17 protein-coding genes are annotated in these 24,037 nt (G+C 44.3%); 14 read left to right on the top strand and 3 right to left on the bottom strand.

Annotated elements, in window-relative coordinates:
• Nucleotides 1–280: 280 nt before the first annotated feature.
• Both ACX0G7_RS11950 and ACX0G7_RS11945 read right to left on the bottom strand, forming a co-directional pair.
• A complete protein-coding gene (locus ACX0G7_RS11950; RefSeq protein WP_458923704.1) occupies nucleotides 281–943 on the bottom strand; it encodes a flavin reductase family protein in 663 nt (220 codons plus the stop codon).
• Between the two features lie 164 nt (nucleotides 944–1,107).
• Nucleotides 1,108–1,566, bottom strand: a complete 459-nt coding sequence (locus ACX0G7_RS11945) for a DoxX family protein (RefSeq protein WP_458923703.1) — start codon at nucleotides 1,564–1,566, stop codon at nucleotides 1,108–1,110.
• 361 nt (nucleotides 1,567–1,927) lie between these two features.
• Here ACX0G7_RS11945 and ACX0G7_RS11940 point away from each other — a divergent pair, with 361 nt between their 5' ends.
• The 6 genes from ACX0G7_RS11940 to ACX0G7_RS11915 all read left to right on the top strand — a co-directional run bounded on the left by ACX0G7_RS11940 (nucleotide 1,928) and on the right by ACX0G7_RS11915 (nucleotide 6,721).
• Entirely contained in the window at nucleotides 1,928–2,983 is a 1,056-nt protein-coding gene (locus tag ACX0G7_RS11940; protein ID WP_458923702.1) for a Gfo/Idh/MocA family protein, read from the top strand.
• 130 nt (nucleotides 2,984–3,113) lie between these two features.
• Complete coding sequence (locus ACX0G7_RS11935; RefSeq protein WP_458923701.1) at nucleotides 3,114–4,217, top strand: serine hydrolase domain-containing protein; 1,104 nt, start codon at nucleotides 3,114–3,116, stop codon at nucleotides 4,215–4,217.
• A 276-nt stretch (nucleotides 4,218–4,493) separates the two neighbouring features.
• Complete coding sequence (locus tag ACX0G7_RS11930; protein WP_458923700.1) at nucleotides 4,494–4,946, top strand: SRPBCC family protein; 453 nt, start codon at nucleotides 4,494–4,496, stop codon at nucleotides 4,944–4,946.
• The gene (locus ACX0G7_RS11925; protein ID WP_458923699.1) at nucleotides 4,927–5,250 is read left to right on the top strand and encodes an ArsR/SmtB family transcription factor; all 324 of its coding nucleotides are present in this window, start codon (nucleotides 4,927–4,929) and stop codon (nucleotides 5,248–5,250) included. Before ACX0G7_RS11930 ends, ACX0G7_RS11925 begins: the two co-directional genes overlap by 20 nt.
• Nucleotides 5,251–5,320: 70 nt before the next feature.
• The gene (locus ACX0G7_RS11920) at nucleotides 5,321–6,067 is read left to right on the top strand and encodes an NADPH-dependent F420 reductase (protein WP_458923698.1); all 747 of its coding nucleotides are present in this window, start codon (nucleotides 5,321–5,323) and stop codon (nucleotides 6,065–6,067) included.
• A gap of 132 nt (nucleotides 6,068–6,199) precedes the next feature.
• Entirely contained in the window at nucleotides 6,200–6,721 is a 522-nt protein-coding gene (locus ACX0G7_RS11915) for a DinB family protein (RefSeq protein ID WP_458923697.1), read from the top strand.
• Between the two features lie 30 nt (nucleotides 6,722–6,751).
• Here the strand turns inward: ACX0G7_RS11915 and ACX0G7_RS11910 are convergent, their stop codons facing one another.
• Nucleotides 6,752–8,914: a TonB-dependent receptor gene (locus tag ACX0G7_RS11910; protein ID WP_458923696.1), complete on the bottom strand. Its 2,163-nt coding sequence runs from the start codon at nucleotides 8,912–8,914 to the stop codon at nucleotides 6,752–6,754.
• Between the two features lie 228 nt (nucleotides 8,915–9,142).
• Here ACX0G7_RS11910 and ACX0G7_RS11905 point away from each other — a divergent pair, with 228 nt between their 5' ends.
• The 8 genes from ACX0G7_RS11905 (at nucleotide 9,143) to ACX0G7_RS11870 (ending at nucleotide 23,500) form a co-directional block, all read left to right on the top strand.
• Nucleotides 9,143–9,793 carry an ankyrin repeat domain-containing protein gene (locus ACX0G7_RS11905; RefSeq protein WP_458923695.1) on the top strand — a complete coding sequence of 217 codons (651 nt, stop codon included), beginning with the start codon at nucleotides 9,143–9,145 and terminating at the stop codon, nucleotides 9,791–9,793.
• A 337-nt stretch (nucleotides 9,794–10,130) separates the two neighbouring features.
• Complete coding sequence (locus ACX0G7_RS11900) at nucleotides 10,131–12,566, top strand: TonB-dependent receptor domain-containing protein (protein ID WP_458923694.1); 2,436 nt, start codon at nucleotides 10,131–10,133, stop codon at nucleotides 12,564–12,566.
• A 36-nt stretch (nucleotides 12,567–12,602) separates the two neighbouring features.
• Nucleotides 12,603–13,514 (top strand): ABC transporter ATP-binding protein, encoded by a 912-nt coding sequence (locus ACX0G7_RS11895; RefSeq protein WP_458923693.1) that lies wholly within the window; start codon nucleotides 12,603–12,605, stop codon nucleotides 13,512–13,514.
• 96 nt (nucleotides 13,515–13,610) lie between these two features.
• Entirely contained in the window at nucleotides 13,611–14,372 is a 762-nt protein-coding gene (locus ACX0G7_RS11890) for an ABC transporter permease (RefSeq protein ID WP_458923692.1), read from the top strand.
• Between the two features lie 277 nt (nucleotides 14,373–14,649).
• A complete protein-coding gene (locus ACX0G7_RS11885) occupies nucleotides 14,650–17,820 on the top strand; it encodes a SusC/RagA family TonB-linked outer membrane protein (protein WP_458923691.1) in 3,171 nt (1,056 codons plus the stop codon).
• Nucleotides 17,821–17,840: 20 nt separating this feature from the next.
• Complete coding sequence (locus tag ACX0G7_RS11880; protein WP_458923690.1) at nucleotides 17,841–19,844, top strand: RagB/SusD family nutrient uptake outer membrane protein; 2,004 nt, start codon at nucleotides 17,841–17,843, stop codon at nucleotides 19,842–19,844.
• A gap of 273 nt (nucleotides 19,845–20,117) precedes the next feature.
• Nucleotides 20,118–22,373 (top strand): patatin-like phospholipase family protein, encoded by a 2,256-nt coding sequence (locus ACX0G7_RS11875; RefSeq protein WP_458923689.1) that lies wholly within the window; start codon nucleotides 20,118–20,120, stop codon nucleotides 22,371–22,373.
• Between the two features lie 20 nt (nucleotides 22,374–22,393).
• On the top strand, nucleotides 22,394–23,500 hold the full coding sequence (locus tag ACX0G7_RS11870) for a pectinesterase family protein (RefSeq protein ID WP_458923688.1): 1,107 nt from the start codon (nucleotides 22,394–22,396) through the stop codon (nucleotides 23,498–23,500).
• The last annotated feature ends 537 nt before the right edge of the window (nucleotides 23,501–24,037 follow it).

Here is a 24,037-nt window from a genome sequence, read left to right as displayed (position 1 = left end):
AGTTGCGTCAGTGATCATGAAACCCTGAATAACTTGTAAGACGCCGGGTAAATAACCGGCGTATCTTTGAATAAGAAAGTAAGCAGGGAGCCCCCCGGATAAGAAAGTGATCAGATTTTGTGCAGACCAGGGGACAGGTAGAGTGAAAAGGGCGGCTTTCTACAACAACAATTTTTAGAATTTTTTCATATGGCAAGCAATCGTTAGAGGTCGTCTGTTTCTACAGAGGACCCTTTTTTTTTTAGTTAAACGGGGCCACCACCCTGAATTCTCCGAATCTTTACATTTTAGCTGATTCTACATCCTTTGTTTTATAAAGTTCTTCCGGAATACAGGAAAGCTTCGAGTAATGAAGACGTTCACTTAATCCATAAAATTGCTGAAAACTCGTGATCAGTGGTCGCCATGCATCAGGATCTATACGTTGTGGAGATCCGTGGCTAAGTATGCTCTCTTCAAGATGAACCCTGATGATCTTTAATTCGAAAGTAAGAATCCTGCCCCGCTGCAGCGGTTCATCATCACCAACACGGTGAACCTGTATCAACTTTGCTTCCATTTGTACGGGGCATTCATCCACTTTCGGCGCTTCTACAAGATCTGCGGCCACGGGAGTCAAACCAGAGATTTCGAATTTGGAAGGTTCATACCGATATCCTTTGATGACCTTCCCTTCCGGTACGGGGTTTGAACCTGTTGTTAGCGCCAGTCGGTTTACGGCATCGACCTGGTTCACAGACGGAAGGTTTAAAACACATTCCTGCGCGCGCAACAGGTTCTCGGTTGTTTTCGAAAAAGCTGACAACCCGATAATACATCTCCATCCCAGCCAGAATGCTGAGGACATCGGGGCCAGGTTAAAGCTTCCATTCTCATTTAACGTGCTTATCAGCAAAACCGGCGTTCCAAAATACAGGATAGGTGTGTGACTTACTTTGTGCATGATCTGTCTGGGATTTTGAAGAATACATTGATACAAAATTGTTGTATTCATGCCTCTTCGAAAACCCGATTCTTGCGCTAATCTGATGGACAGCAGTGTTAAGACAAAATCTATGGATTCCCTGGTAACCGGAGATGGAAAACAGGGGGGAGAATTGAATATCGTCAGTAACGGTTGGGATTCCGGTCTATCTCTGCACCTCTGCGGAAATACTCTTCAGCAGAAAAAGGTCCGCTGCCTTTTATTGCAAACAGGATCAATAATACGAGCATGACCATCGAGAGGGCGAATTCAAAGCTGTTATTCCCAAGTTGTTTGATGTTGATCACAAACACAGCGACGGCAAGTATCGGGATCTGAATGATTGCAGCCAATCTTGTAAAAAGCCCGACTAATATAAAGAAGCCGCATAATAAACTGAGGCAGGTTATTACCAGTGCAAGCACCTCAGCATTCTCACTGAACATGGTGATCCCCGTTTCTTCTATCTGACTTGAAGCAGTGACCGAATTGCGAATAAAGATATATGATTTGTAGAGCAATACTATACCACCTGCGATCCGCAAAATGGTATAAAAATTGGGTTGGCTGATGACGCGGTTGTCTAAGATTACGTTTGCCATAACCAGGATATTAGACATGAAAAAAGAGCGTGTTGTTAGCGACCCAAAGGTACTATTTGTATAGTAAATGAGGTAAACAAAACTTACAGGTTTGTTTCAGAGTTTCAGCCGCCTGTCTGTAAAAACTTAGTCAACAGCAAGTCTGCCCAGGTAGCTGCACAGCCCACAATAACTGCACATTTGGTTCCCGGGTCAGGTTCTTTGATTTTTTTCTTAGAAAACCAATGCGCACAACTAAATTGCGCCTGTGTTCCTCCCGGAAATGGGCCAAATAGTGAGAGCGGAAAATCTAATGTAAATGAATATTTAAAGGGATGCCTGGCTGATAAATCAGCTTTTAATCAATCAAAAATGCACAATAATGGCTGAAAAAAACTTTGGATTTGGAATTGTCGGGGGTGGAACCATTTCGGATATTCATGCACAGGCTATCAAGGCGATCCCCAATGCAAGTTTGCAGGGATTGTTTACCCCGAATAAAGAAAAGTCAAAGGTATTCGCTGATAAACATGGTTGCAAATCATACGATTCGCTGGAGGCACTCGCGTCTGACCCCGCAATTGACATTGTGTGTATCTGCACGCCTTCGGGAGTTCATCTTGACCCCGCGATAACATGCATTGAAGCCGGCAAACATGTAGTGATAGAAAAGCCGCTGGAGGTTACGCTGAAAAGATGCGACGCTATCATAGAAGCCGCTGAAAAAGCGGGGGTGAAAACAGCGGTTATCTTTCCGTCAAGATTTTATGAAGGTAGCCTCAAGATAAAAAATGCTATTGATGAAAAAAGATTTGGAAACCTGGTATTTGGTGATGCCTATGTGAAATGGAGCAGGAGTGAAGCTTACTATCAGTCAGCCGCCTGGCGTGGTACATGGAAGCTTGACGGAGGCGGCGCTTTAATGAACCAGGGCATACATTCTGTTGACCTGTTACAATGGTATATGGGTGATGTTGCATCGGTGCAGTCCGTCGCAGGGAATATCAAACACAAAACAATTGAGGTCGAAGATACCGTTGTATCTACGCTGGAATTTGTAAACGGGGCACTTGGTGTGATCCAATGTTCAACGGCTGTTTTTCCCGGGTCTTTGAAACGCATTGAAATAATGGGCACCACCGGTACCGCTATTTTGGAAGAGAGCAATATTATCAAATGGCAATTTGAAAATGAATCTCCGGATGATGATATTATCCGGAGTAAATCAGTTGGTAATGTCTCACACGGTGGTGTGTCCAACCCCGCAGATATTAGTTTCTATGGGCATCAGAAACAATTGGAGGATATGATAAGTTCCATCCTGCTCGACAAGAAGCCAATGATAGATGCAATTGAAGGACGAAAGTCAGTCGCTATAGTGCTTGCAATCTATGAAAGCGCGGGTAAAGGAATAAAGGTGCAGCTGAATAACGGCTGATCCTATGCCAAAGTCGCATTGCCCCCCTGCTTAAGGCAGTTTCACACCCCTTTGTTAAACGTCAACAGCCATAGATTTGATGATGTACATTAGGCCACGGTCATTAAAACCAGTTATCAATACATCATCTATGTCTACGTTGTCAAAGATTTTACTGCTTTTGTTTACGGTATTAAGTGCTGAACAACTGCTTGCCCAGTCCAATAAGAATGTTCAGAGTGAAGCTTCAGCCAGGCCATCATTTGAACAAATGGATAAGGCTATCAGAAGTGGCGAATATCCCAATATTCACAGTGTATTAGTGATGCATAGCGACAAGCTTATCTATGAAAAGTATTATACCGCAAACGACGAGGCCCTGGGAAAAGATCTCGGCCCGGTGAAGCATTCAGCTGAAACCCTCCACGACCTGCGCAGCGTTACAAAGAGTATTGTATCCATCGCGGTTGGCCTGGCCATTCAACAGGGTAAGATCAAAAGCGAAGACGAGAAGGTAATGAAGTTTTTTCCTGCCTGTAAGGACCTCGATACCGGGGTGCGGTCTGAGCTGACGATCAAACACCTGCTTACCATGTCGTCGGGGATGGAATGGAACGAAAACTTACCTTATACGGATACACTGAATTCGGAACTCGCTATGTCAGCCAGTAAAGACCCGATCAGGTTTATCCTTAGCCGGTCAATTGTGGAGCAGCCTGGCAATACTTTTAGTTATAATGGAGGCAACACCCAGTTGCTGGGGGCTATCGTCGAGTCCGCTTGTGCGATGCCGCTGGATCAGTTTATTAAAAAATATCTCTTTGACCCACTCCGCATAAAACATTATTACTGGTACACTATTGCCGATGATAGTAAGGTGCCCGCGGCAGCATCAGGACTACGATTGCGTTCCCCGGATATTCTGAAGATCGGCACATTGTTACTAAATAACGGGATGTTAAACGGGAAACAATTGCTGAACAAAGACTGGGTACAAAAGTCACTCAGCAGTCATATTAAAAGAGACAACGATGGGGGTTATGGATACCAGTTCTGGATATTCAAAACGCCGGGTGATGGTGCACAAAATCCGCTTCCTGCAGCAGTTGGCAATGGTGATCAAAGGATATTTATCGATCGTAAAAATAAACTGGTTGTTGTTGTCACCTCAGGCAATTACAATAAATGGGATGTCAAAAAAGCGTCGTATGAATTATTGACTGACTTCATTTACCCTGCGATTACGGGACATTAATTTCTGATCCCTGTTCCACAAAACATAGACGCTGTACCTGGCCACAGCAAATTTTACGCGCTACTCAAAAATGATGCGGGTTGCTCATTTGAGCTCATGACCGAAAATGGGGAGAGCTGACTTGTGCCCTTATTTAAACCGTTAAGAGATGGTCGTGAAGGTCTGGAAGCATCGTCCGCATAGTGATCGGTGATGGCAATTCCGGGGATGATTAAAAAAAAAATTAGGTAACTCAAAAGTTACTCATATATTTGGGTAACCTAAAAGTTACCTATTATGACACGGAACATCAAACACGAATTTTTCTATCCTCATCCACCAGAGGTGGTTTGGGAATATCTCACCAGGTCGGACCTGATGGAGCAATGGCTGATGAAAAATGATTTTCAGCCTGTGATCGGACTCGAATTTACATTCAGGACCGGCCCTGTCCCGACGCTTGATTTCGACGGCATCTTTCATTGCAGGGTACTGGAAATTGTACCGAATAAGAAACTGTCTTATTCATGGAATGCCGGGCCCGGGGGTGGGGACATCACGATGGAATCTGTTGTAACCTGGAGCCTGGAACGAAAAGAGAAGGGCACCAGTCTTCACCTTGAACATAGTGGTTTCAACAGGAAGGAAAACCTGGAGTTCTACAATCGTCTGCTTCACGGCTGGCTGGAAAAGTTCGACAACATTGCTGGCCTGTTAAAAGTGGATGCACATGTCAAAGTCAACGCTTGATGCGTTCCAGGTGATCGGTGATGCGGGCCGGAGAAAAATGCTGATGTTGCTTTCAGAGGATAGTCTGACCATCAATAGTCTTGCTGAAAACTTCAACATGAGCCGGCCCGCTGTTTCCAAACATGTAAAGATCCTGCATGAAGCAGGATTCATTACGATCACGGACATCGGCAGGGAAAGATATTGCACCCTGAAAAAAGAAGGCTTCGAAGAATTGCAGGAATGGATTTCACATTTTGACAAATTCTGGACGTCTAAACTTAAGAAGCTGGAAACGTTATTGAACAAGAAACTACAAAATTGAAATAGTCAGCATGGCACCGGGCTGAAACACCTTTTGATGGGAAGGATATTCGAAAACCTAAAAAGAGTATATGAAAATAGGAATTATCGGATCAGGTGAAATGGGTGGCTGCCTGGCTACCAGGTTAGCCAAACTCGGACATACAGTGTCCATAGCCAATTCACGTGGTCCGGCTTCACTGCAAGCGATCGCCGGGAAGATCGGGGCTGTCGCTGCTACGGTGGAAGCGGCAATAAAGGACCAGCATGTAATCATTGTTTCCATCCCACAAAAAAATATCCCGGACCTGGACGCAGATCTTTTTGCAAACCTGCCGGCAGATGTGGTTGTTGCGGATACCGGCAACTATTATCCAACCCTGCGTGATGGGAAGATAGAAGCCATTGAACAAACCGGCATTGATAGCCTATGGGTTAAGCAACAACTACGCAGGCCGGTTGTAAAAGTGTTCAATTCAATTCTCGCAACCAGTATAAACGATCCTGGCAAATTGCCGGGATCAGCTGACCGCATCGCAATGGCGGTATCCGGTGATGATAAAAAAGCCAAAGATGTAATTTTTGACCTGGTTGATGCATTAGGTTTTGATCCCTGTGACGTTGGACGCCTTGATCAATCCTGGAAACAACAACCTGGTTCGTCGGTCTATTGCAGGGACATGAACCTTGAAGAACTAAGAAAACGCCTGGACCAAATGGGCACAACCTGGAACGGGAAAATGCGGCAAATGATCCTGTCCAGGCGCACTTCGGACGAAGCACTTATGCTAAGGGATTACCCCACTTATGTAAAACGCCTGCAGGAAGCCTATAATTAGGAGAATCGCTCATGCAACCTGGTTCAATGGTTCATCACCCGAAATTACATGCGAAGTGCTGTGAAAAAAGCAATTTGCATCGTTAGCATTAACGGCTACATTTGATTTTAATAAACAAACTCAGGAACACAGATGCAATATTCCATTGACAAGTCAATCGAAATTCTTGAAAGGACGCCTGCAGTGTTGATGACACAGCTCAGTGGTCTTTCCGACAACTGGACACAATGCAATGAAGGCGCTGATACCTGGAGTGCCTTTGATATCGTTGGACATCTCATTCATGGCGATCGTACTGATTGGTTGCCGAGGGCCGAATTAATTTTGTCCGGTAGTCCAGAGAGGAAATTTGCCCCCTTTGACCGGTTCGCACAATTTGAAGAGAGTAAAGGGAAATCCCTGCCGCAACTACTTGCTGAGTTTAAAGAACTGAGATATGTCAACATACAAAAACTCATTCAGCTGAATATCTCAGAAAACGATTTGTCAAAAACGGGCATTCATCCTGCGTTTGGGGAAGTAACCTTATCCCAATTGCTGTCTTGTTGGGTCGTACATGACCTCAACCATCTTGCACAGGTATCACGGGTTATGGCCAAACAGTACAAAGAAGAAGTCGGTCCCTGGATCGAATATCTGCGGGTATTGAAATGATCCATGAAGTCGGAATCTTCCATACATTTACTACAGCCTCACCTTGATTCCCCCATTTATTACAAAGCCGTCCACCGGGGCGTAAATGTCTCTGAAAGTGGGATCCAAAACTGAACCTGTGTAGATTGTATCAAAACGGGTCTGGCGTGTGTCTGTGAAGTTTTCAAAATTGATAAATATGGAAAAATTCTCCCATAGCTTTTCTGCCATGAAACCTGTCATCCAGTATGATTTACCCGTTTCACCATCATTCAATAATTGTTTGGAAACATAGTATCCCTCGAGTCCAAGCTTCCACTTATCTTCCACTTCATACATTAACACATTGTTGAGGCGGTGCCGGGCCGTGAGTGGATAGCGTGTCTTCACACCATCGAAGTTATTATTTACATCCGCATAGGTATATCCGACAAACAGTTTAAAGTCTCCATAGGTTAGTTTGACATTCGTTTCAAATCCCTTCGTATCTATATGACCGTTAGCATTGAGAAATTCAAAATCTCCATTACCAGTAGCACTTAACAATAGTGGTTGCCGGAGGTTGGTATAAAAGAACAACTGGTTAACGCTGAATCCAAGATCCCCAAAATTTGTGCGGTAGTTGAAGTCCAGGTTGCCACCGACAGATCGTTCGTTTTCCGTCTTGTCGATATCAATCGGCAGAATACCCTGCATCTGGTAACGTTCAGATTCTTCGGTGAATACCGTTGGCGTTTTATAACCCATGCCACCGCCGATGCGGACCGTTATTTTTGGAGAAAAACGAACCATGGCAGATAACCTTGGAAGAAATTCTATTCCGTACTCACTCACATAATCTGCACGCAGTCCGGATTCAATGGTCAGAAGATCTCCGGTCGTCCATGCATTTTGTACAAAGGCACCAAAAGTTGTGAATTGATAATCACGTAGCGGGTTGGTGCTATGGGGTTCTTCCTTAAAATTATCGGTGAGAATATTGGCGCCGATGATCCAGTCTGCCTTTGCGTTTTTTTTGTTATAGGACAGTTCAGAAAATGTCGATTGTTGCATACCCTCAAACAGGTAAGATGGTATCGAAAGACCACGGTTAAACCTTGTATAACTGCTCTTGAAAGTTAAGGTGGAGTGCTCAGCGAATCTATGTGTAACACCTCCCTGGGCCGTCAACCGGTCCGTGTTATTTTCTTCGAAATACCCGGGTATACCTTTTTCGATATAGTCCATACTTCCACCGGTGCGTTCCTCGGTTATATAACTTAAGCCGAGGTTAGCAGTCGTATTTTTTCCATACACAAAAAGTCTTGGATTGATTGTGTAGCGTTCAAACTTCGGAATAGCGGTCAGGCCAATTTCCGCCGGATCATATGCACTGGCCGAATTCCGTGAGCCATAAAACGTTACTCCCAGTGTGCCGAAACGCTGACTATAAAAGGTGCTCAGGTCCAATCCTTTTGCAGACGTGGCATTCGCAAGGAACGATAGTTCCCGCTCATCAGTTGGTGTTTTTGAAACAAGGTTAACGAGCCCGGCAATCGCCCCACCACCATAAAGGGTGCTGCTGGATCCTTTGATAACTTCTACCTGGCGCAGATCCAGCGGCGAGATCTGCATGATGCTTAAGCCCCCTGAAAAGCCACCATAAATCGGGTATCCATCTTTCAGCACCTGCGTATACCGGCCATCAAGGCCCTGTATACGAATGCTTGAATTATAAGAAGTGGCGGAAGTTTGTTGGGTCTGAATGCCTGTGCTTTCGCTGAGCATCATCCGGATATCACCGGGTTTCATGTTGGCTTTTTCAGCAAGCTCTTCGCCCGAAATTACTTCAATCCTGGTAGGTGTATTTGTTATCGTCCGGCTGGTACGCGTTGCCTCCACAATCACTTCCTCTTCTTCCTCTTCGGTGGCTTCGATAAGAAAAATCGCCAGAGGCCCCGCTGTTTGCTGTGGCAGTTCGATAGATACCATCTGTTCGTTGAAGCCGACAAAAGATACCTGTAGTTCAAATTTGCCGGCGGGTAAATCATTGATCACTGCCGCACCGGTGCTGTCTCCTGCAGCGGATCTTTTCAGCGTACTTATCGATATGGTAGCACCCGGCAACGGTTCTTTTGTCTCTGCATTACTGATGGCGACGGATAATCTGTGTTGAGCATATGCGCTGACATGTGTGATCAGCAGCACTACGCAAAACAATAATGTTTTTTTCATTACTGGAATTAATAGTGAATCTTACAATCTTTTGAATGACCGGAATAAAAATGCTAAGCCAGTTTGGGAAGTTGCCAGGGTGAAGCAGCATAGGTTGTAAAACTACAACCCAATCGTTTGCCATCAAAACCCGTGAATGGATTCATTCAACATGCTCTGAACGCAAACCAGTATACCCATACAGCCTCATCGAAAATCATCATAATTTTCGGACCTTTATTGGCAGCTATGGCAAATTCAGACCCGCAATTAATAGATGCCGTTGTAGATCGTGATCTGGCAAAGGTTGAGCTACTGGTTTCGCAGGGAGCGAACATCAATTACATTGATCCCTGGGGAAACTGTGCCGTATTCACAGCTGCGTGGGAAGGGGATACAGAAGCGCTTGACCTTTATTTCCGCCTGGGTGCGCTCGTTGACCTCCTGGGAAGTAACAACCCGCTGTGTAATGCCGCCTTCAACGGAAAGTCCGCATCGGTACGATGGCTCCTTCAAAAAGGAGCGAGTGCCAACTTTAGTTTCCCTGACACCGGTGAGAACGCACTACATTATACGATCAGCAAGAGCAGTGAAATGGAAGAAAGAACGGAGATTGTCAAACTACTTCTGGAAGCAGGTACTGATGTACATCAAAGGACAATCCCTCGCGCCACTACGCTTTGCTTTATGAGAGACGCCTTCCTCAAAGGTGAGACACCGCTTCATCGTGCGGCTGCTTATGCTAACACTGACATCATCCGGCTATTACTCGATGCTGGTGCCGATCCTTCTGTAAAAGATTCAAACGGCGATTCCCCCATCTCCTGGGGCAGCTGGCACCTCAGGGATTCTGATGTCCTTCGATTACTTCTATATGGCGATGTCCCCCGCATCGGTTAAGAGAAATAGATCAGTCTTTTGGTGTGATAACCGTCTAATTATTCTCCAAACACTCATAGTCATTTTGCTCCGTCCATCATAAATCCCTGAAAAGATTTTGTTAAATGAATTTTAGCACTATCTTCGTAGTGTACTAATGAAGTAGTGCACTAAATCACAATCATACCGGCGCCCATCTGATGTTTACATACCTGAACATCAACGGATAGAATATCTTAAAATAAATAATAACAAGTTTACGGAGGTGTGCAAGTAGAAAATGAGCAAGATAAGTTCCCTCTAAAAGGCTGGCCAAAAAATGATTTAGCGCGATAATTCAACAACTAAAACTTAATTTATGAAGATCTGCTTTTTGATGACGTTGTTAATCGGGTTCATTCTACCCGGAGTGGTGGCTCAACATGCCGGAAAATTATCCGGGGTAGTTACCAAAATTGAAAAACCAGTAGAGGGAGCAACAGTTAGTTTGCTAAGGGCCAAAGACTCCGCTACCATAAAATTATCCGCCTCAGACAAGGCCGGAACCTACTCATTCGATAACCTTGCTGAAGGAAGCTACCTCGTGGCGGTAACAGTTGTCGGCCATAAAAAAGCCATTTCTCCCGTCATCGCAATAAGTTCTCAACAACCATCTGCGAAGGTGCCTGATTTCAGGATGATTCCTCTCAGCGGTGATCTCGCCAGTGTAACGGTCAGTGCAAAAAGACCGCTGATCGAACAGCGTATAGACCGGACCATTGTTAATGTAGATGCTTCAATAACAAATGTTGGCACCACTGCACTCGAAGTCCTGGAAAAATCACCCGGTATTTCGGTTGACCGTGACGGTAATATCAGCCTGAAAGGAAAAGAAGGCGTGTTGATCATGGTCGATGGCCGGCCAACTCAGCTCGGTGGAGCAGATCTTGTAAACCTGCTGCGCAGCATGAGTTCCAATCAACTCGATCAGATTGAGATCATGACAAACCCACCAGCGCGTTATGAGGCTGCGGGAAGCGCAGGTATAATAAATATCAAAACAAAAAAAGCAGTCAAAGCGGGGCTCAATGGCTCAGCAAGCATTACCTATTCCCAGGGGAAATATCCCAAAACAAACGAGGCCTTCAATTTCAACTACCGGGAAGGAAAGGTAAACCTGTTTACCAATCTCAGTCACAATTACCAGAAACGGTTCTCAACAATAATGATTGACAGAAACATCTGGAGCGCAAACGGAACTTCTGTTGACAAAATTTTTAATCAGCGTTCTGACAGGGTGTCAACAGGCAACTCCTATAGTGCTAAGGTCGGTGTAGATTTCTTTGCAACGAAAAAAACAACTTTTGGAGCGGTAGTTAATCTCAATACCAGGGATATGGCATCAGTCAATCCAAATATCACAAGGATTTCTACGGGCTCAAAAGTTTTTCAAAGCATTACCAATGCCGCTGTTGAAAATCAGAGTGACTGGCAAAGCCTGAATACAAATTTTAATTTCCGTACCATCCTTGACAAAAAGGGAAAAGAGATAACGGCCGATGTCGATTACTTTAAATATGGAACGGACAATGATCTTTACATGGTAAACTCATATACAGACGCTGCAGGTAATCCTTATACAAAATCAGATACGCTTACCGGCCTGCTGCCGCAGGATATTGATGTTTACAGCGCCCGGGTAGATTATCTGCATCCGATCAAAAAGGGCGCAAGGTTTGAAGCCGGTATCAAAAGCAGTGTAGTCAGGACTGATAATAACGCCAGCTACGACAGTATTCAATATGGCAACGTGGTTCATGATGTTACCCGCAGCAATCATTTTATTTATGAAGAGAACATCAATGCTGCCTATGTTAATCTCAGCACCCCTTTATCAAAAAAGATAAGCGCACAATTCGGACTTCGGCTCGAGAATACAAATGCAAAGGGTACCCAGGTAACAACCGGGGAAAATTTTGAGAGGCACTATACCCAACTTTTTCCCACAGCCTTTTTTCAGTATAAGGCTAATGAAAAAAATAATTTCGGGGCAAATTTCGGAAGAAGAGTGAGTCGCCCGAGCTATCAAAGCCTGAACCCTTTTATCCGGTTTATTGACAGGTATACTTTTAGCCAGGGTAATCCAAACCTTAAACCTTCAATAAGTAATAATATTGAATTGTCTCATACATGGAAGAACCAGATCACTACTACGCTGAACTATACCAACGTTCAGGGCATCATCCAGGAGATCATTCAGCAGAAAGGAGAAGAGGCCTACAATATGCCTTCGAATGTTTCTTCGCTTAACCAGTTTGGCATAGCGGTAACCGCAAACACGCCGATCAACAAATGGTGGACCAGTAACATCAACATCAACGTGTATAACGACCGTTACAAAGGTGTTATCAGTAATACGCCTATCGACCTGGCAGCAACAAGTTTTGTGATCAATGGTACCCAGCAATTCAAATTGACAAAAACGCTTACAGCTGAACTCAATGGAAGGTTTAGAAACGGTTGGCTCGAAGGGATCATGAAAGTTAAGGCTATAGGTTTTATAGGTGCCGGCATCAGCCAGCAGATCCTGAAAAACAAAGGCACGATCCGCCTTACAGCGCGTGACATTTTCTACACACAAAAACTTAAAGGTGTAACCCGGTATGGCAATGTAGATGTTGAGTTGAGACAGGTTGCGGAAACACAGGTTGTATCCCTCGGCTTTTCATACAACTTCAGCAAAGGAAAAAAGATTGCACCCGTCAAAAGGACAGCAGGTAGCTCCAACGAAGAGCAGGGACGTATAGGACAGTAAGAAACACTAAAATCACAATGCCATAAATCAACTGACATGAGTAATTCTTCCATAATCAAAACTGCCGGGCTTTCCTATCATTATTCAAAAGGCGTGCAAACACTGTTTGATATCGACTTGAATGTGCAGCAAGGGACAGTCTATGGATTCCTCGGGCCGAACGGTTCAGGAAAAACGACGACCCTGAGTTTGTTGCTGGGCTTATTGAACAACCAACAGGGAAGTATAGAAATTTTTGGTCAGCATCTTCATTCAAACAGGATCAATATCCTGAAGAAGGTCGGCTCATTAATAGAGGTTCCCTCATTATATGCGCATCTGACTGCGAAAGAAAACCTGGAAATTTACCGGCCCATTTATGGTGCCTCAAAAGCGAGAGTAAAGGAGGTCCTGAAGATTGTTGGTTTAGGGGACACAAATAACAAGACGGCCAAAAGGTTTTCACTGGGTATGAAGCAAAGACTGGCGATTGCCCTGGCTTTGCTCCCAAATCCTGAATTGCTGATACTTGATGAACCGTCAAACGGACTGGATCCGGGCGGTATCATCGAGCTCCGCCAACTGATAAAAAAGTTGAACAAAGATCATGGAATGACCATTATTATTTCAAGCCATCTTCTTGGTGAAGTAGAAAAAATGGTGACCCATGTCGGTATTATTTTCAAAGGAAAAATGCTTTTCCAGGGCTCGTTGCCTGAATTGCACAGGTTCCAGCGAAAAGGATCAAAGGTGCTGGTCAATACATCTGATAATGATATAGCCCTTCACATTTTACGCGATCACAAACCTGAGCGGATGGGAGAAACCCTGTCTATTACTTTCGAGGACCTGGACCAGGTTGCCTTAATAAACAGAAAGCTCACGCAAAATAACCTGGATGTATATCTTCTGCACCCAAAGGAAAATGATCTCGAACGATTATTTATCGACATGACTTCGAGCCAATAGTGAGGCTGCTATTTTCCGGCCGGTCTCATCACATGGATGCTTAATACAGCGAACAGGTACACGCCAATACATCATTTATCAATAACCAAACGAACTATGAGCTTATTAATTTCACTCCGATCTGAACTATTAAAAACAAAGCGCACCGCTGCTTTTTATTTCACCCTTGCAGGTGCAGCGATTGTTCCCGTTACCTATCTTTTCAACGTTGCTATCGATGGGATCTCTGAAACTAAAAACGATCCGTTCAATGCCGTATTTAAACTGGCTGGGGAAATGAACGCACTTGTATTTTTCCCGTGGTTTGTTATATTGATCTGTACATTGATGCCGCAGATTGAGTATAAGAACAATACCTGGAAACAGGTATTTGCTTCGCCTCAGGCAAAGGCTACAGTGTTCCTGTCAAAGTTTCTTGGGATACATGTACTGTTTATTGTTTTCCTGTTGGTCCATCACCTGTTGATGTTTATCGCAGTTGTTGCCACACATTTCATTATGCCGGAACTAGACATACTGAATCAACCATTAGACGTTCACAAAATTGTCGTGAACAATGCTAACATCTATATCACTGTGCTGGCCATCGCGGCCATACAATTCTGGCTGGGGCTAAGATTCAAAAACTTCATTGTCCCAATAGGCATAGGCCTTGCGCTGTGGTTTGCCGGGACCTTCATGGTGTTTGAATTACAGTCGGTTTATAGCAAATATTTCCCCTACAGTTTCCAAATCTATAGTATGATGCCAAAGTTAAGGCCGCAGATCAACCAGGTTGAATGGACATCTTTGGGATACAGTATAACCTTCCTGGTACTTGGATTCATTGATTTTAACAGGAGAAGAATAGCGGCATAAATACACTGCCGCCATGGGAGAATAGCCTGCGAGGCCGGGCAAAATATTCCTGGTATAATATCTATATCTCCTGCAGCAAGTCTTGTTTTTTTATTTGTATATTCACTGTAAGGTCGTTGGTCGGACACAATTGAACGCTCATGGTTTGATACCCATCGATGTCCTTGCCTACAAACTTTTTGACCCTCCCGCAAGGCTACCATGTCCAGCCCCGAAGAAGTTGGCAGATTCAAATTGTCTGAACTTACATATACTAAACAATTGCTTAATTATGAAAATGAACAACTGCAGGTCATGGGACTCCCAGCCGGACAGTCCTGCCGATCCAAAACGCCGACTAAAACTTTCCCTGCAATCGATTCTTCCGGGTTGCATTATTTTTCTCTTCCTGATCTCTTCATTTACGGTGAAAGCACAAACCAGGGTCTCCGGTATTGTAAACGGTGACGATGGCAAACCACTGGCAGGTGTTACCGTCACCATAAAGGGTGACAAGTCCGGTGGAACTGCGACTGACACTTCCGGTTCGTTTTCCATTTCAGTGCCAACGGGTAAAGAAACACTGGTATTTACTTATGTAGGTTTTGCCGAGCAGGAGATCGCTCTGCAGAACCAGACCACCCTTACCGTCACCATGGTACCAACTTCAAAATCACTTGAAGACATTGTGGTAATTGGATATGGAACCGTTAAGCGAAAAGACGTGACGGGTGCCGTTGCAGGTATTGATCAAAATGATATAAAATCACGACCGGTAGCGGATGCTTTACAGGCCATGCAGGGTAAAGTGGCCGGTGTAGATATAACATCCAGCGACAGGCCCGGTACGCTTGGTAGTATCAATATCCGGGGCGTTCGTTCATTAACCGCTTCCAATTCACCATTATTTGTTGTAGATGGTATTCCATTAACAACCGGTGGTATTGAATATATCAATCCATATGATATTGAAACCGTTGATGTACTGAAGGATGCTTCTGCCACTGCGATCTTTGGCTCAAGGGGTGCAAATGGTGTTGTTATCGTGACTACCAAAACAGGTAAGAGCGGTAAGATATCTGTAAACCTGAACAGTTCAATCAGGTTTGACAACCTTGTAGATGACCAGGAGCAGTTTAACGCGAGCGATTACATTACCTATAAGAGATGGGCTTATTATTATGCTGGCCTGAACAATACAACGGGGATTAGCTCAAATCCCCGTGGGGACCAGCCATCCATTGCTTCCGACCGTACCTTTTTTAATGCAACTGGCGACCCTTCTGCCTGGGCAAATATTGCGAAGGGGTGGGCCACAGGTACCTGGGACGGCTCAAAGGTTGCAACTACTGACTGGCGCGGTATGGTTACCCAGCAAGGGGTAACCTCTGACAATCTTTTCAGTGTGAGCGGTGGAACTGACAAGATCAAAGCTTATGGTTCGTTTGGTTACCTTAATAATAAAGGAACGATCAAAGGACAGTCATATGAAAGATTTTCTGCTAAAGCGAATGTTGATATCAATGCAACCAAGTGGCTTTCTTTCGGAGCAAATTTAAGTGGTACATACAGTAAGCAGGAATATGGCCAATCGCAGGTTAACATTTCCACCATTGGTACACCACAGGGTGGTCTGTATGAATCTGCCAGGTCATTGTTTCCCTATGCTGTTCCATATGACTCCACCGGGGCAAGGATCTTGTTCCCGGGTGGCGATAATGCATTCAAGAGCATTGTTGATGAGTGGAACTACAATCGTGATCAGAGAATAACCACGAGGATATTCGGTAGCTTCTATGGCCAGGTGAACCTGGGTAACATCTTCCCTGTTTTAAACGGACTGAAATACCGGATGAACTTTGGACCGGATATTTCTTATTACCGTGACGGCGTTTACATCGATGCAAATTCAGTGGCAAATGGAGGAAGCACAAACTACGCCGCCCTGCTCGATTACAAGACATTTTCATATACCCTCGATAACCTCCTTTTTTATGATAAAACTGTAGGTGATCATACTTTTGGTTTAACATTATTACAGAGCCAGACCGTTTATACAAGAGACACAAGTACGATCATCGGGAACGGTGTCCCTTTACCTTCTCAACTGTGGAATGCACTGACAACGGGAACGGTTACGGGTCAGCTCACTACGAGCTCCAATACCATTAAACAGCAATTGCTGTCTTATATGGCAAGACTTAACTACGGCTATAAGGACAGGTATTTGTTGACCGTATCTGCCCGCCAGGACGGATCTTCGGTACTTGCAGAAGATGAGAAATTTTCTTTGTTTCCCTCTGCAGCATTAGCCTGGAGGATCAGCAAAGAAAATTTCATGAATGCGGGTTGGGTGAACGATCTGAAGTTGCGGGTTGGAGCCGGTGTTACCGGAAACTCGGCCATTGCACCTTATTCCACACAGGGCGCCGTGATATCACTTTTTTATCCTTTTGTAGCTGCCAATGCAGCAGGCTCGATTCCCAATTCAATTTTTGCAAACCAGGATATCGGGTGGGAAAAGACAACACAATATAATTTTGGTCTCGACTTCTCATTATTCAACAGGAGGGTGTCCGGTAGCCTGGACTATTATACATCTAATACTGATGATTTATTGATGCGAAGATCCATTCCAACCGTAACCGGGTACATAACCACCTTTGCCAACGTGGGAAAAACAGCCAACCAGGGGGTAGATTTCAATCTCACCACTGTTAATATAAACAAACCTGACCTGGTGTGGACCACTACTACAAACGCGGCCTGGCAGAAGGAACGGATTGTGACATTGGCAAACGGCAACCAGGATGATATTAACAACAACTGGTTTATCGGGCAGCCTGTTGGTGTGATTTATGGTTATGTAGAACAGGGATTATGGCAGGTGAGTGATTCAGCAGCTATGAAAGGATACACATCAAATGCATTTACCCCGGGTAATGTACGCGTTGCGGACCTGAATGGCGATAAAAAGATCGACCCGAATAACGACCGCAGGATCATCGGCCGTACAAGACCAGGTTGGGTAGTTGGTATGACAAATACTGTTACCTATAAAGGTTTTGATTTTTCCATTTTTATTTATGGACGACTCAATTACCTCTTCAATACAGGGGGTGAGGGACTCGCTGCACGCGGTACTCAAAGAGAAGTGGATTACTACACTATCAATAATCCGAACGCAGAATATCAGAAACCAATTTATAATGCAGGTAATGCACCAGTGGATCCTTATTTCACGGCACTGGGATATAAGGATGCTTCTTTTTTAATGATCAGAAATATTTCGCTTGGCTATACATTGACTAGTAAAACTTTAGGCAAATCAGGAGTTTCAAATCTGAAATTGTATGCACAGGTGGCCAATCCGGGAATGTTATATTCTAACATAAAACATCTGAATATGGATGTGGGTGGTCCTACCTGGAACCGTGGTTTCATCTTCGGAGTTAACGCCACATTTTAATAACAGTCAATTTGCATAATATGAAACAGAATAACTTCTATTATAAAATAATGATCATTGCGGCTTTGTTTTTATTCCAGTCCTGCAAAAAGGATTTCCTGGATGAAGAACTTACTACTGCAAGAACTACAGAATTTTTCAAAACTGATGCCGGCATACAACAGTTGGCAGTGGGTACTTATTACCAGGTGCTTAATGTTCCGTTCAATGGGGAATGGAATTATGCGGCTACCAACTATGGCACCGATGAGTTTCACATTGGTGGGGACCCTTCTAACTCACCCTGGAATAATTATGATGCGACATTCAATCCAACAGTTGCCAATATCAACGCTAATACTGCTGCAGCCAATTTGCAGTGGGACGCATTATATACAGGGATAGGTGATGCAAATCTGCTGATACAGAATTGTACGGAAAGCACTTCTTCTTCCACTGCCATCAAAAACACGGCCCTTGGCGAAGGATATTTTATGCGGGCATATAATTACCTGAGATTGGTCAGCCAGTATGGAGCAGTACCATTGCAGCTGGAGCCCATTACCGAAGTAGAACTTGAATTTACGCGCGCAACCCCAAAAGAAGTATGTGCACAGATCATTGCTGACCTTACCAATGCTTTAAAATTGTTGCCGGTTGGAGGTAGTCCTTCCCGTATTACGCAGGATGCTGCTGCACATTACCTGGCAAAAGCTTACCTGTTCCGGGCAAGCGAAATAAACAGTTCATGGAACAGCGATACCAAACTCGCTGACCTTGCCGCGATCGTACCGCTTTGCGACCAGGTTATAGCCCGGCATCCGCTGGCTGTCAATTTTGCCAATCTCTGGAACTTTACCGGGCCCAATGCCGCTAATGAATCTTTACCTGAACTGATTCTTTCTGCCCAGTTTACCAGTGATGTAAACAGTAATCTAGGTAATGGAAATACCCAGCACCTGTATTTTGTTTCAAGATATGATGTCCAGGATCAGCTGGCACGTGATTTAACTGGTGACAGACCTTTCAGCAGATTGGCAACCACCTATTACATATACCGGATCTATGATCTCGTTAATGATTCAAGATTCTGGAAATCGTTCCGCACTAAAAGTGCGATCAATGGAGCATCGCCCGTTGCGCCCAATATTAAGGGCGATCTCGGACTGATGTTTGTTATAAACAGACCAGGTGATACCCGTTATCCGTTATCAAAAATATCCAGGACCACATCCGGAACTAACCTGGTACCGGACGTTTATGGTACAGGAAGACCTGTACCTACAACATATGTTGCCTATCCCAACGGAAGAACAACAGATGGTGCAATCTATACCGACTTAACAACTGCGGGACAGGGTTTTCCACCCCTGAGTAAACATATTGATGGTTCCAGGAAATCACTCAATGATGTTGTCGGGCACAGGGATTTTAACCTGGCGAGGTCCGCCGAAACTTACCTGATCGCCGCTGAGGCGAAGATCAGGCTGGCACAGGCCGGGCAGGGAAGCTACAATGATGCGCTGCCATATATCAATGCAGTAAGGACCAGGGCACAATACAATAACGGAGAAAACAGGTCGGCATATACTGACGGCGGTAACTCGCTGGTATCTGCTACCTTGCAAACACCGGGTGTTACCAATTCCTTCTATCCGGGCAATTCTTATTATGAATCAAACAATATCCCCGTAACTACAGCCGCTTCTGCAAGCCTGGCTATTACCAATACCGCTACACTTCCTCCGCAGGACGAATACATCATTTCTGCCCTTGGGTTGTCAAGTGTTTACGACCGGATGTTGTGCCTGGTTCTGAATGAGCGGTCCCGTGAATTATGTGGTGAGTTTAAACGCTGGGAGGACCTTGCAAGGACCCAGACCCTTGTGAAGAGAGTGCAGGTGTTTAACCTGGAAGGTGGACCAAACATAAAAACCTTCCATAACTTACGGCCGTTACCTCAAACTTTTCTTGACGGTATTCAGGCAAATGGATCAGCACTCACAGGAGCAGAAAAACAGGCAATGCAAAACCCCGGTTATTGATCCGGGAGAAACTTAAACATATATAAATTCAGGAGCCCGCCATGATGTTAGTCATTTCTTTAACATCTGTGACGGGCTCTCGCTTAACATGCAATTGAGCGTGTAAAGAAGGTGAGTATTTATGATGCAGATTAAGCATTCCAAGGAAGATTAAGCATTCAAACGCAGATTAAGCATTCAAAAGCAGGTTAAGTACCCAAAAGCAAATTAAGTATCGAAAGGCAGATTAAGTAGTTATATACGGCAACCTACAATGGCAACCGAATTGATTTTATGAAAATTACTTTTTGGAAATCAGCAATAACTGCTTTGTGCATTTTATTATTTCAGAATGTCGATGCACAATCGAAAATCACCCGGCCTAAAATTGGCGTGACACTCAGCGGGGGCGGGGCCAAAGGACTTGCTCATATTGGCATACTCGCCGCCATGGATAGTGCGGGACTAAAAGTAGACTATATTACAGGCACAAGCATGGGCAGTGTAGTTGGTGGTCTGTATGCAGCCGGGTATTTCGCGGATACCATTGAGGCAATAGCCCGCACCCTCGATTGGGACCTGATCTTTTCAAAGGCTCCCCAGATCATTTCCATCAGTATAGAAGAGAAAGATGAGTTCAATAAATATGCCTTTGAAATTCCCTTTCATAAAGGAAGGTTCCGCTTGGGCAAAGGTTTTATAGAAGGACAGGAGCTTTGGTTAAAGCTTGCTGAGCTGTTTCAACCTGTCTACAACATCACCGATTTCAACAACCTGTCGATCCCATTTGCCTGTATCGGCACTGATCTCTCAACGGGTAATGCGGTTGTAATGAACCGCGGAAACATCGTTGCCAGCATAAGGGCAAGCATGGCTATACCAGCTGTGTTCACACCTGTACAATACGAAGATAAAACCCTGGTTGATGGTGGTATAGCCAACAACTTTCCCGTGCAGGAAGCGAAGAAAATGGGAGCTGATATTGTGATCGGTGTGAACCTCAACAAGGGTCTTGATAAAGCTGAGGACCTGAAAACATCTTTGGATATATTGATGCAGATGGCGTTTTTTAAAGATGCTGCGTTATTTGAAACCAATCGCGCGCTGTGTGATATCTATATCACTCCTGACATGGAAGGCAACACTGCCGGAAGCTTTGACAACAGTGACTCAATCATTGAGATTGGGCGGAAATACGGCTTGCTCTATTATCCCATCTTCAAACACCTTGCAGATTCACTCAACGCCTTGTATCCGCCCGACCAGCCTTTTGTCCGTGACCGGTTGCCGAAAACCCAATCCATATCAATCGGAAGATATAGTATCACAGGTTTGGAGAAAACAACGGAGCGATTCTTTTTTGGCTTATCAGGACTGAAGCCGGGGAAACCGTATTCGCTCAAAAAGGAAGCGGAATCTATCCGGCGTATTTATGGTTCACGTTACTATCGCTCGATAAAGTATGACTTTATCCCACTTGATTCGGGGAAAACAGAAATGCGTTTTAATGTCGAAGAAAATCCCCTGACTGCAGTAAAGTTCGCGCTGAATTATAACAATTACACTAAGCTGAGCCTGATTGGCAATATCACTGCCCGCGACCTGTTTTTGAAGGAATCCCGGGCGCTTGCCACATTAAGCCTTAGTGAGAATCCACGTATTTTCCTGGAATATTTTAAATATCTGAGACCCAACCGCAAGTTTGCATTTGACTTCAGCTGGTATAAGGAAGTGGTAGACTTTCCCCTTTACCAGGATTTCAAACTGTATGAAACGTTAAGGAGCAATTATTCATTATACAATTTAAGAGGTCAGTACAATATCAATCAATCCAGTTATGTCGGGTTGAACCAGCAATACAATCGTTCAGTGATCAATACTCCCGGATCACCCGCAGTTATCTTTGACGGAAAAAATAAGTTCTGGCACACTTATCTTAGCTATCGCTTTAATAATATCAATAGTAAATATTTTCCTACAAGAGGACGGACTGTAAAATTGGATGCAGGTTATATCTATGATCAGAACGGTGAGGTGGCTGTGGAACAGGACGGCATAGTAAGTAATGCGGATTCACTTGGAGTCACATTTAAAAACCAGGTGCGGTTACATTTGCGTGTTCAACAGTTTGTTCCGATTGATAAAAAGCTGGTCTTGCTTGGCCAGGCTGAATTAGCATATATGTCCAGCAAGGATCCTTACAAAGCAAATGTGTTCCAGGTAGGGGGGATTGCAGACAATGCTTTGAACCAGGTGCAGTTTGCTGGCCTGAACGAGTCACAGGTAAAAACCGGCAGCATTATAACCGGCCAGTTGGGACTGCAGTGGAAGCTGTTGGGGTCCGTTTATCTCACGGGAAGAGTGAACATTGCAGTTTATGATTTCTACAAGATGAAGCTTAATGACTTTGCGGCTAACAAAAACTTTCTGTCCGGGTACTCATTAACAGCGGGCATGATGACGCCTTTGGGCCCTATTGAAATTTCTGCCATGTACTGCGACCAGGATGGAACAGTGCGCCCGAATCTCAACCTGGGTTACCGGTTTTAATGATGAAACAATAAAGTTTTATGAATTACAAAATGTCGTTACAGCATTTCACACTTACAGTCAAAACAGGATGTCTTCTTGTTCTGTTTATCTGTTCTGTATCGCTCATAGCCCAGGCACAGCAAACGAGCACAGATACCACCTGGAAATTGAAAGCCCGGCAAAGGGGCCAGGTCCCGGTTCCACCATATCCAAAGATCTTAATTGTTGCACAGGACGAGAGTGGCGACTATAAGACGATCCAGGAGGCCGTCAATGCGGTGCGGGATTTATCACAGGAGCAGGTGACCATCAGAATAAGGCCAGGCATTTATCATGAGAAACTGGTTATCCCTTCATGGAAGAAAAAAGTGTCCCTGGTAGGTGAAAGCAACACAAATACCATCATCACCAATAATGATTATTCAGGGAAAGATTATCCCGGGGGAAAGGATGCGTTTGGCAGGAGTAAGTACAGCACCTATACCTCTTATACTGTTTTGGTACAGGGCGATGATTTTATGGCTGAGAATATAACGATTGAAAATAGTTCGGGGAGAGTGGGGCAGGCCGTGGCGCTTCATGTTGAAGGAGACAGGGCAGTAATAAAGAACTGTCGCCTCCTTGGCAACCAGGATACGGTATATGCAGCAACGGAAGGTAGCCGGCAGTTTTATGAAGATTGTTACATTGAAGGTACAACAGATTTTATTTTTGGTGAAGCGACATGCGTGTTCCGGAATTGTATCATCAAGAGCCTGGTAAACTCTTATATCACGGCGGCGGCCACCGGGCCGAAGCAAAAGTTTGGCTATGTATTTTATGATTGCAAACTTATTGCGGACACTGCAGCTACAAAATGTTTCCTCGGGAGGCCATGGCGACCTTATGCAAGTGTTGTTTTTATGAATACGGAGATGGGCAGTCATATAGTACCGGAGGGCTGGAACAACTGGGGCAATGCAGAAAATGAAAAAACAGTTTATTATGCAGAGTACAAAAGCTCCGGGGCGGGGGCCAACCCTGCAGCCAGAGTGAGATGGTCGAAACAATTAATGGACAAAGAAGCAAAGAAATTCAATATAAGCAATGTCCTTGGCGGTTGGGATCCGGTACCACTGCCGTCAGATAAAACTGACGTCAGATAAAGCAAGATAAGTCCGCTTGATTATTTCAAACCGAAATTAAAAATGTGGTGCCACACATGAACGTTTCCACATAGTATGATCAGTGTTCCTCAGCTTTCCTGAATTTTCGCTCCTCAATCATTATTTTTCTTAAGACTCTTTTTTATTTTCGAGAGATGGTTGAAAGCCTTGCTCCTGCTGGTTTTTGCCCAAGTCTATTTCGTGTAAAAAGTGTTGGCATTTAAAATCTGCTGTGTCAATTTAGCTACAACCACATCATGTTGATCCGTAGTTGATGCTTAACATCACCAAAATGTTGGATGGTATGCCGCTACATGTATCGGTGCCAATCTTATATATGCTTAAATAAGATGATCAACTTATTATTTTCCAGTACACTATAATTCGATCGCTAATTGCAGATTTTAACCAGCCATTGTCCTTGTTGTCTGGAAACCTCGTGAGGTCTGTTTTTTGGTGCAACTTCTTTAATTATTGGTCCCTAGTTTCCAGCCTTTTAACCCTGCTCCATTTTTTATTGTTCACTAAAAAACACAT

The sequence above is a fragment of the Flavitalea antarctica genome (assembly GCF_054461535.1).
This window is presented reverse-complemented; position numbering and strand designations above follow the sequence as displayed.

Bases quoted from the DNA above. Each gene is read 5' to 3' on its own strand.
- ACX0G7_RS11935 (WP_458923701.1), top strand. From the start codon at position 3,114: ATGTCTACGTTGTCAAAGATTTTACTGCTTTTGTTTACGGTATTAAGT.
- ACX0G7_RS11890 (WP_458923692.1), top strand. From the start codon at position 13,611: ATGAGCTTATTAATTTCACTCCGATCTGAACTATTAAAAACAAAGCGC.
- ACX0G7_RS11895 (WP_458923693.1), top strand. From the start codon at position 12,603: ATGAGTAATTCTTCCATAATCAAAACTGCCGGGCTTTCCTATCATTAT.
- ACX0G7_RS11885 (WP_458923691.1), top strand. From the start codon at position 14,650: ATGAACAACTGCAGGTCATGGGACTCCCAGCCGGACAGTCCTGCCGAT.
- ACX0G7_RS11950 (WP_458923704.1), bottom strand. From the start codon at position 943: ATGCACAAAGTAAGTCACACACCTATCCTGTATTTTGGAACGCCGGTT.
- ACX0G7_RS11910 (WP_458923696.1), bottom strand. From the start codon at position 8,914: ATGAAAAAAACATTATTGTTTTGCGTAGTGCTGCTGATCACACATGTC.
- ACX0G7_RS11915 (WP_458923697.1), top strand. From the start codon at position 6,200: ATGCAATATTCCATTGACAAGTCAATCGAAATTCTTGAAAGGACGCCT.
- ACX0G7_RS11875 (WP_458923689.1), top strand. From the start codon at position 20,118: ATGAAAATTACTTTTTGGAAATCAGCAATAACTGCTTTGTGCATTTTA.
- ACX0G7_RS11930 (WP_458923700.1), top strand. From the start codon at position 4,494: ATGACACGGAACATCAAACACGAATTTTTCTATCCTCATCCACCAGAG.
- ACX0G7_RS11925 (WP_458923699.1), top strand. From the start codon at position 4,927: ATGTCAAAGTCAACGCTTGATGCGTTCCAGGTGATCGGTGATGCGGGC.
- ACX0G7_RS11905 (WP_458923695.1), top strand. From the start codon at position 9,143: ATGGCAAATTCAGACCCGCAATTAATAGATGCCGTTGTAGATCGTGAT.
- ACX0G7_RS11920 (WP_458923698.1), top strand. From the start codon at position 5,321: ATGAAAATAGGAATTATCGGATCAGGTGAAATGGGTGGCTGCCTGGCT.
- ACX0G7_RS11940 (WP_458923702.1), top strand. From the start codon at position 1,928: ATGGCTGAAAAAAACTTTGGATTTGGAATTGTCGGGGGTGGAACCATT.
- ACX0G7_RS11900 (WP_458923694.1), top strand. From the start codon at position 10,131: ATGAAGATCTGCTTTTTGATGACGTTGTTAATCGGGTTCATTCTACCC.
- ACX0G7_RS11870 (WP_458923688.1), top strand. From the start codon at position 22,394: ATGAATTACAAAATGTCGTTACAGCATTTCACACTTACAGTCAAAACA.
- ACX0G7_RS11945 (WP_458923703.1), bottom strand. From the start codon at position 1,566: ATGGCAAACGTAATCTTAGACAACCGCGTCATCAGCCAACCCAATTTT.
- ACX0G7_RS11880 (WP_458923690.1), top strand. From the start codon at position 17,841: ATGAAACAGAATAACTTCTATTATAAAATAATGATCATTGCGGCTTTG.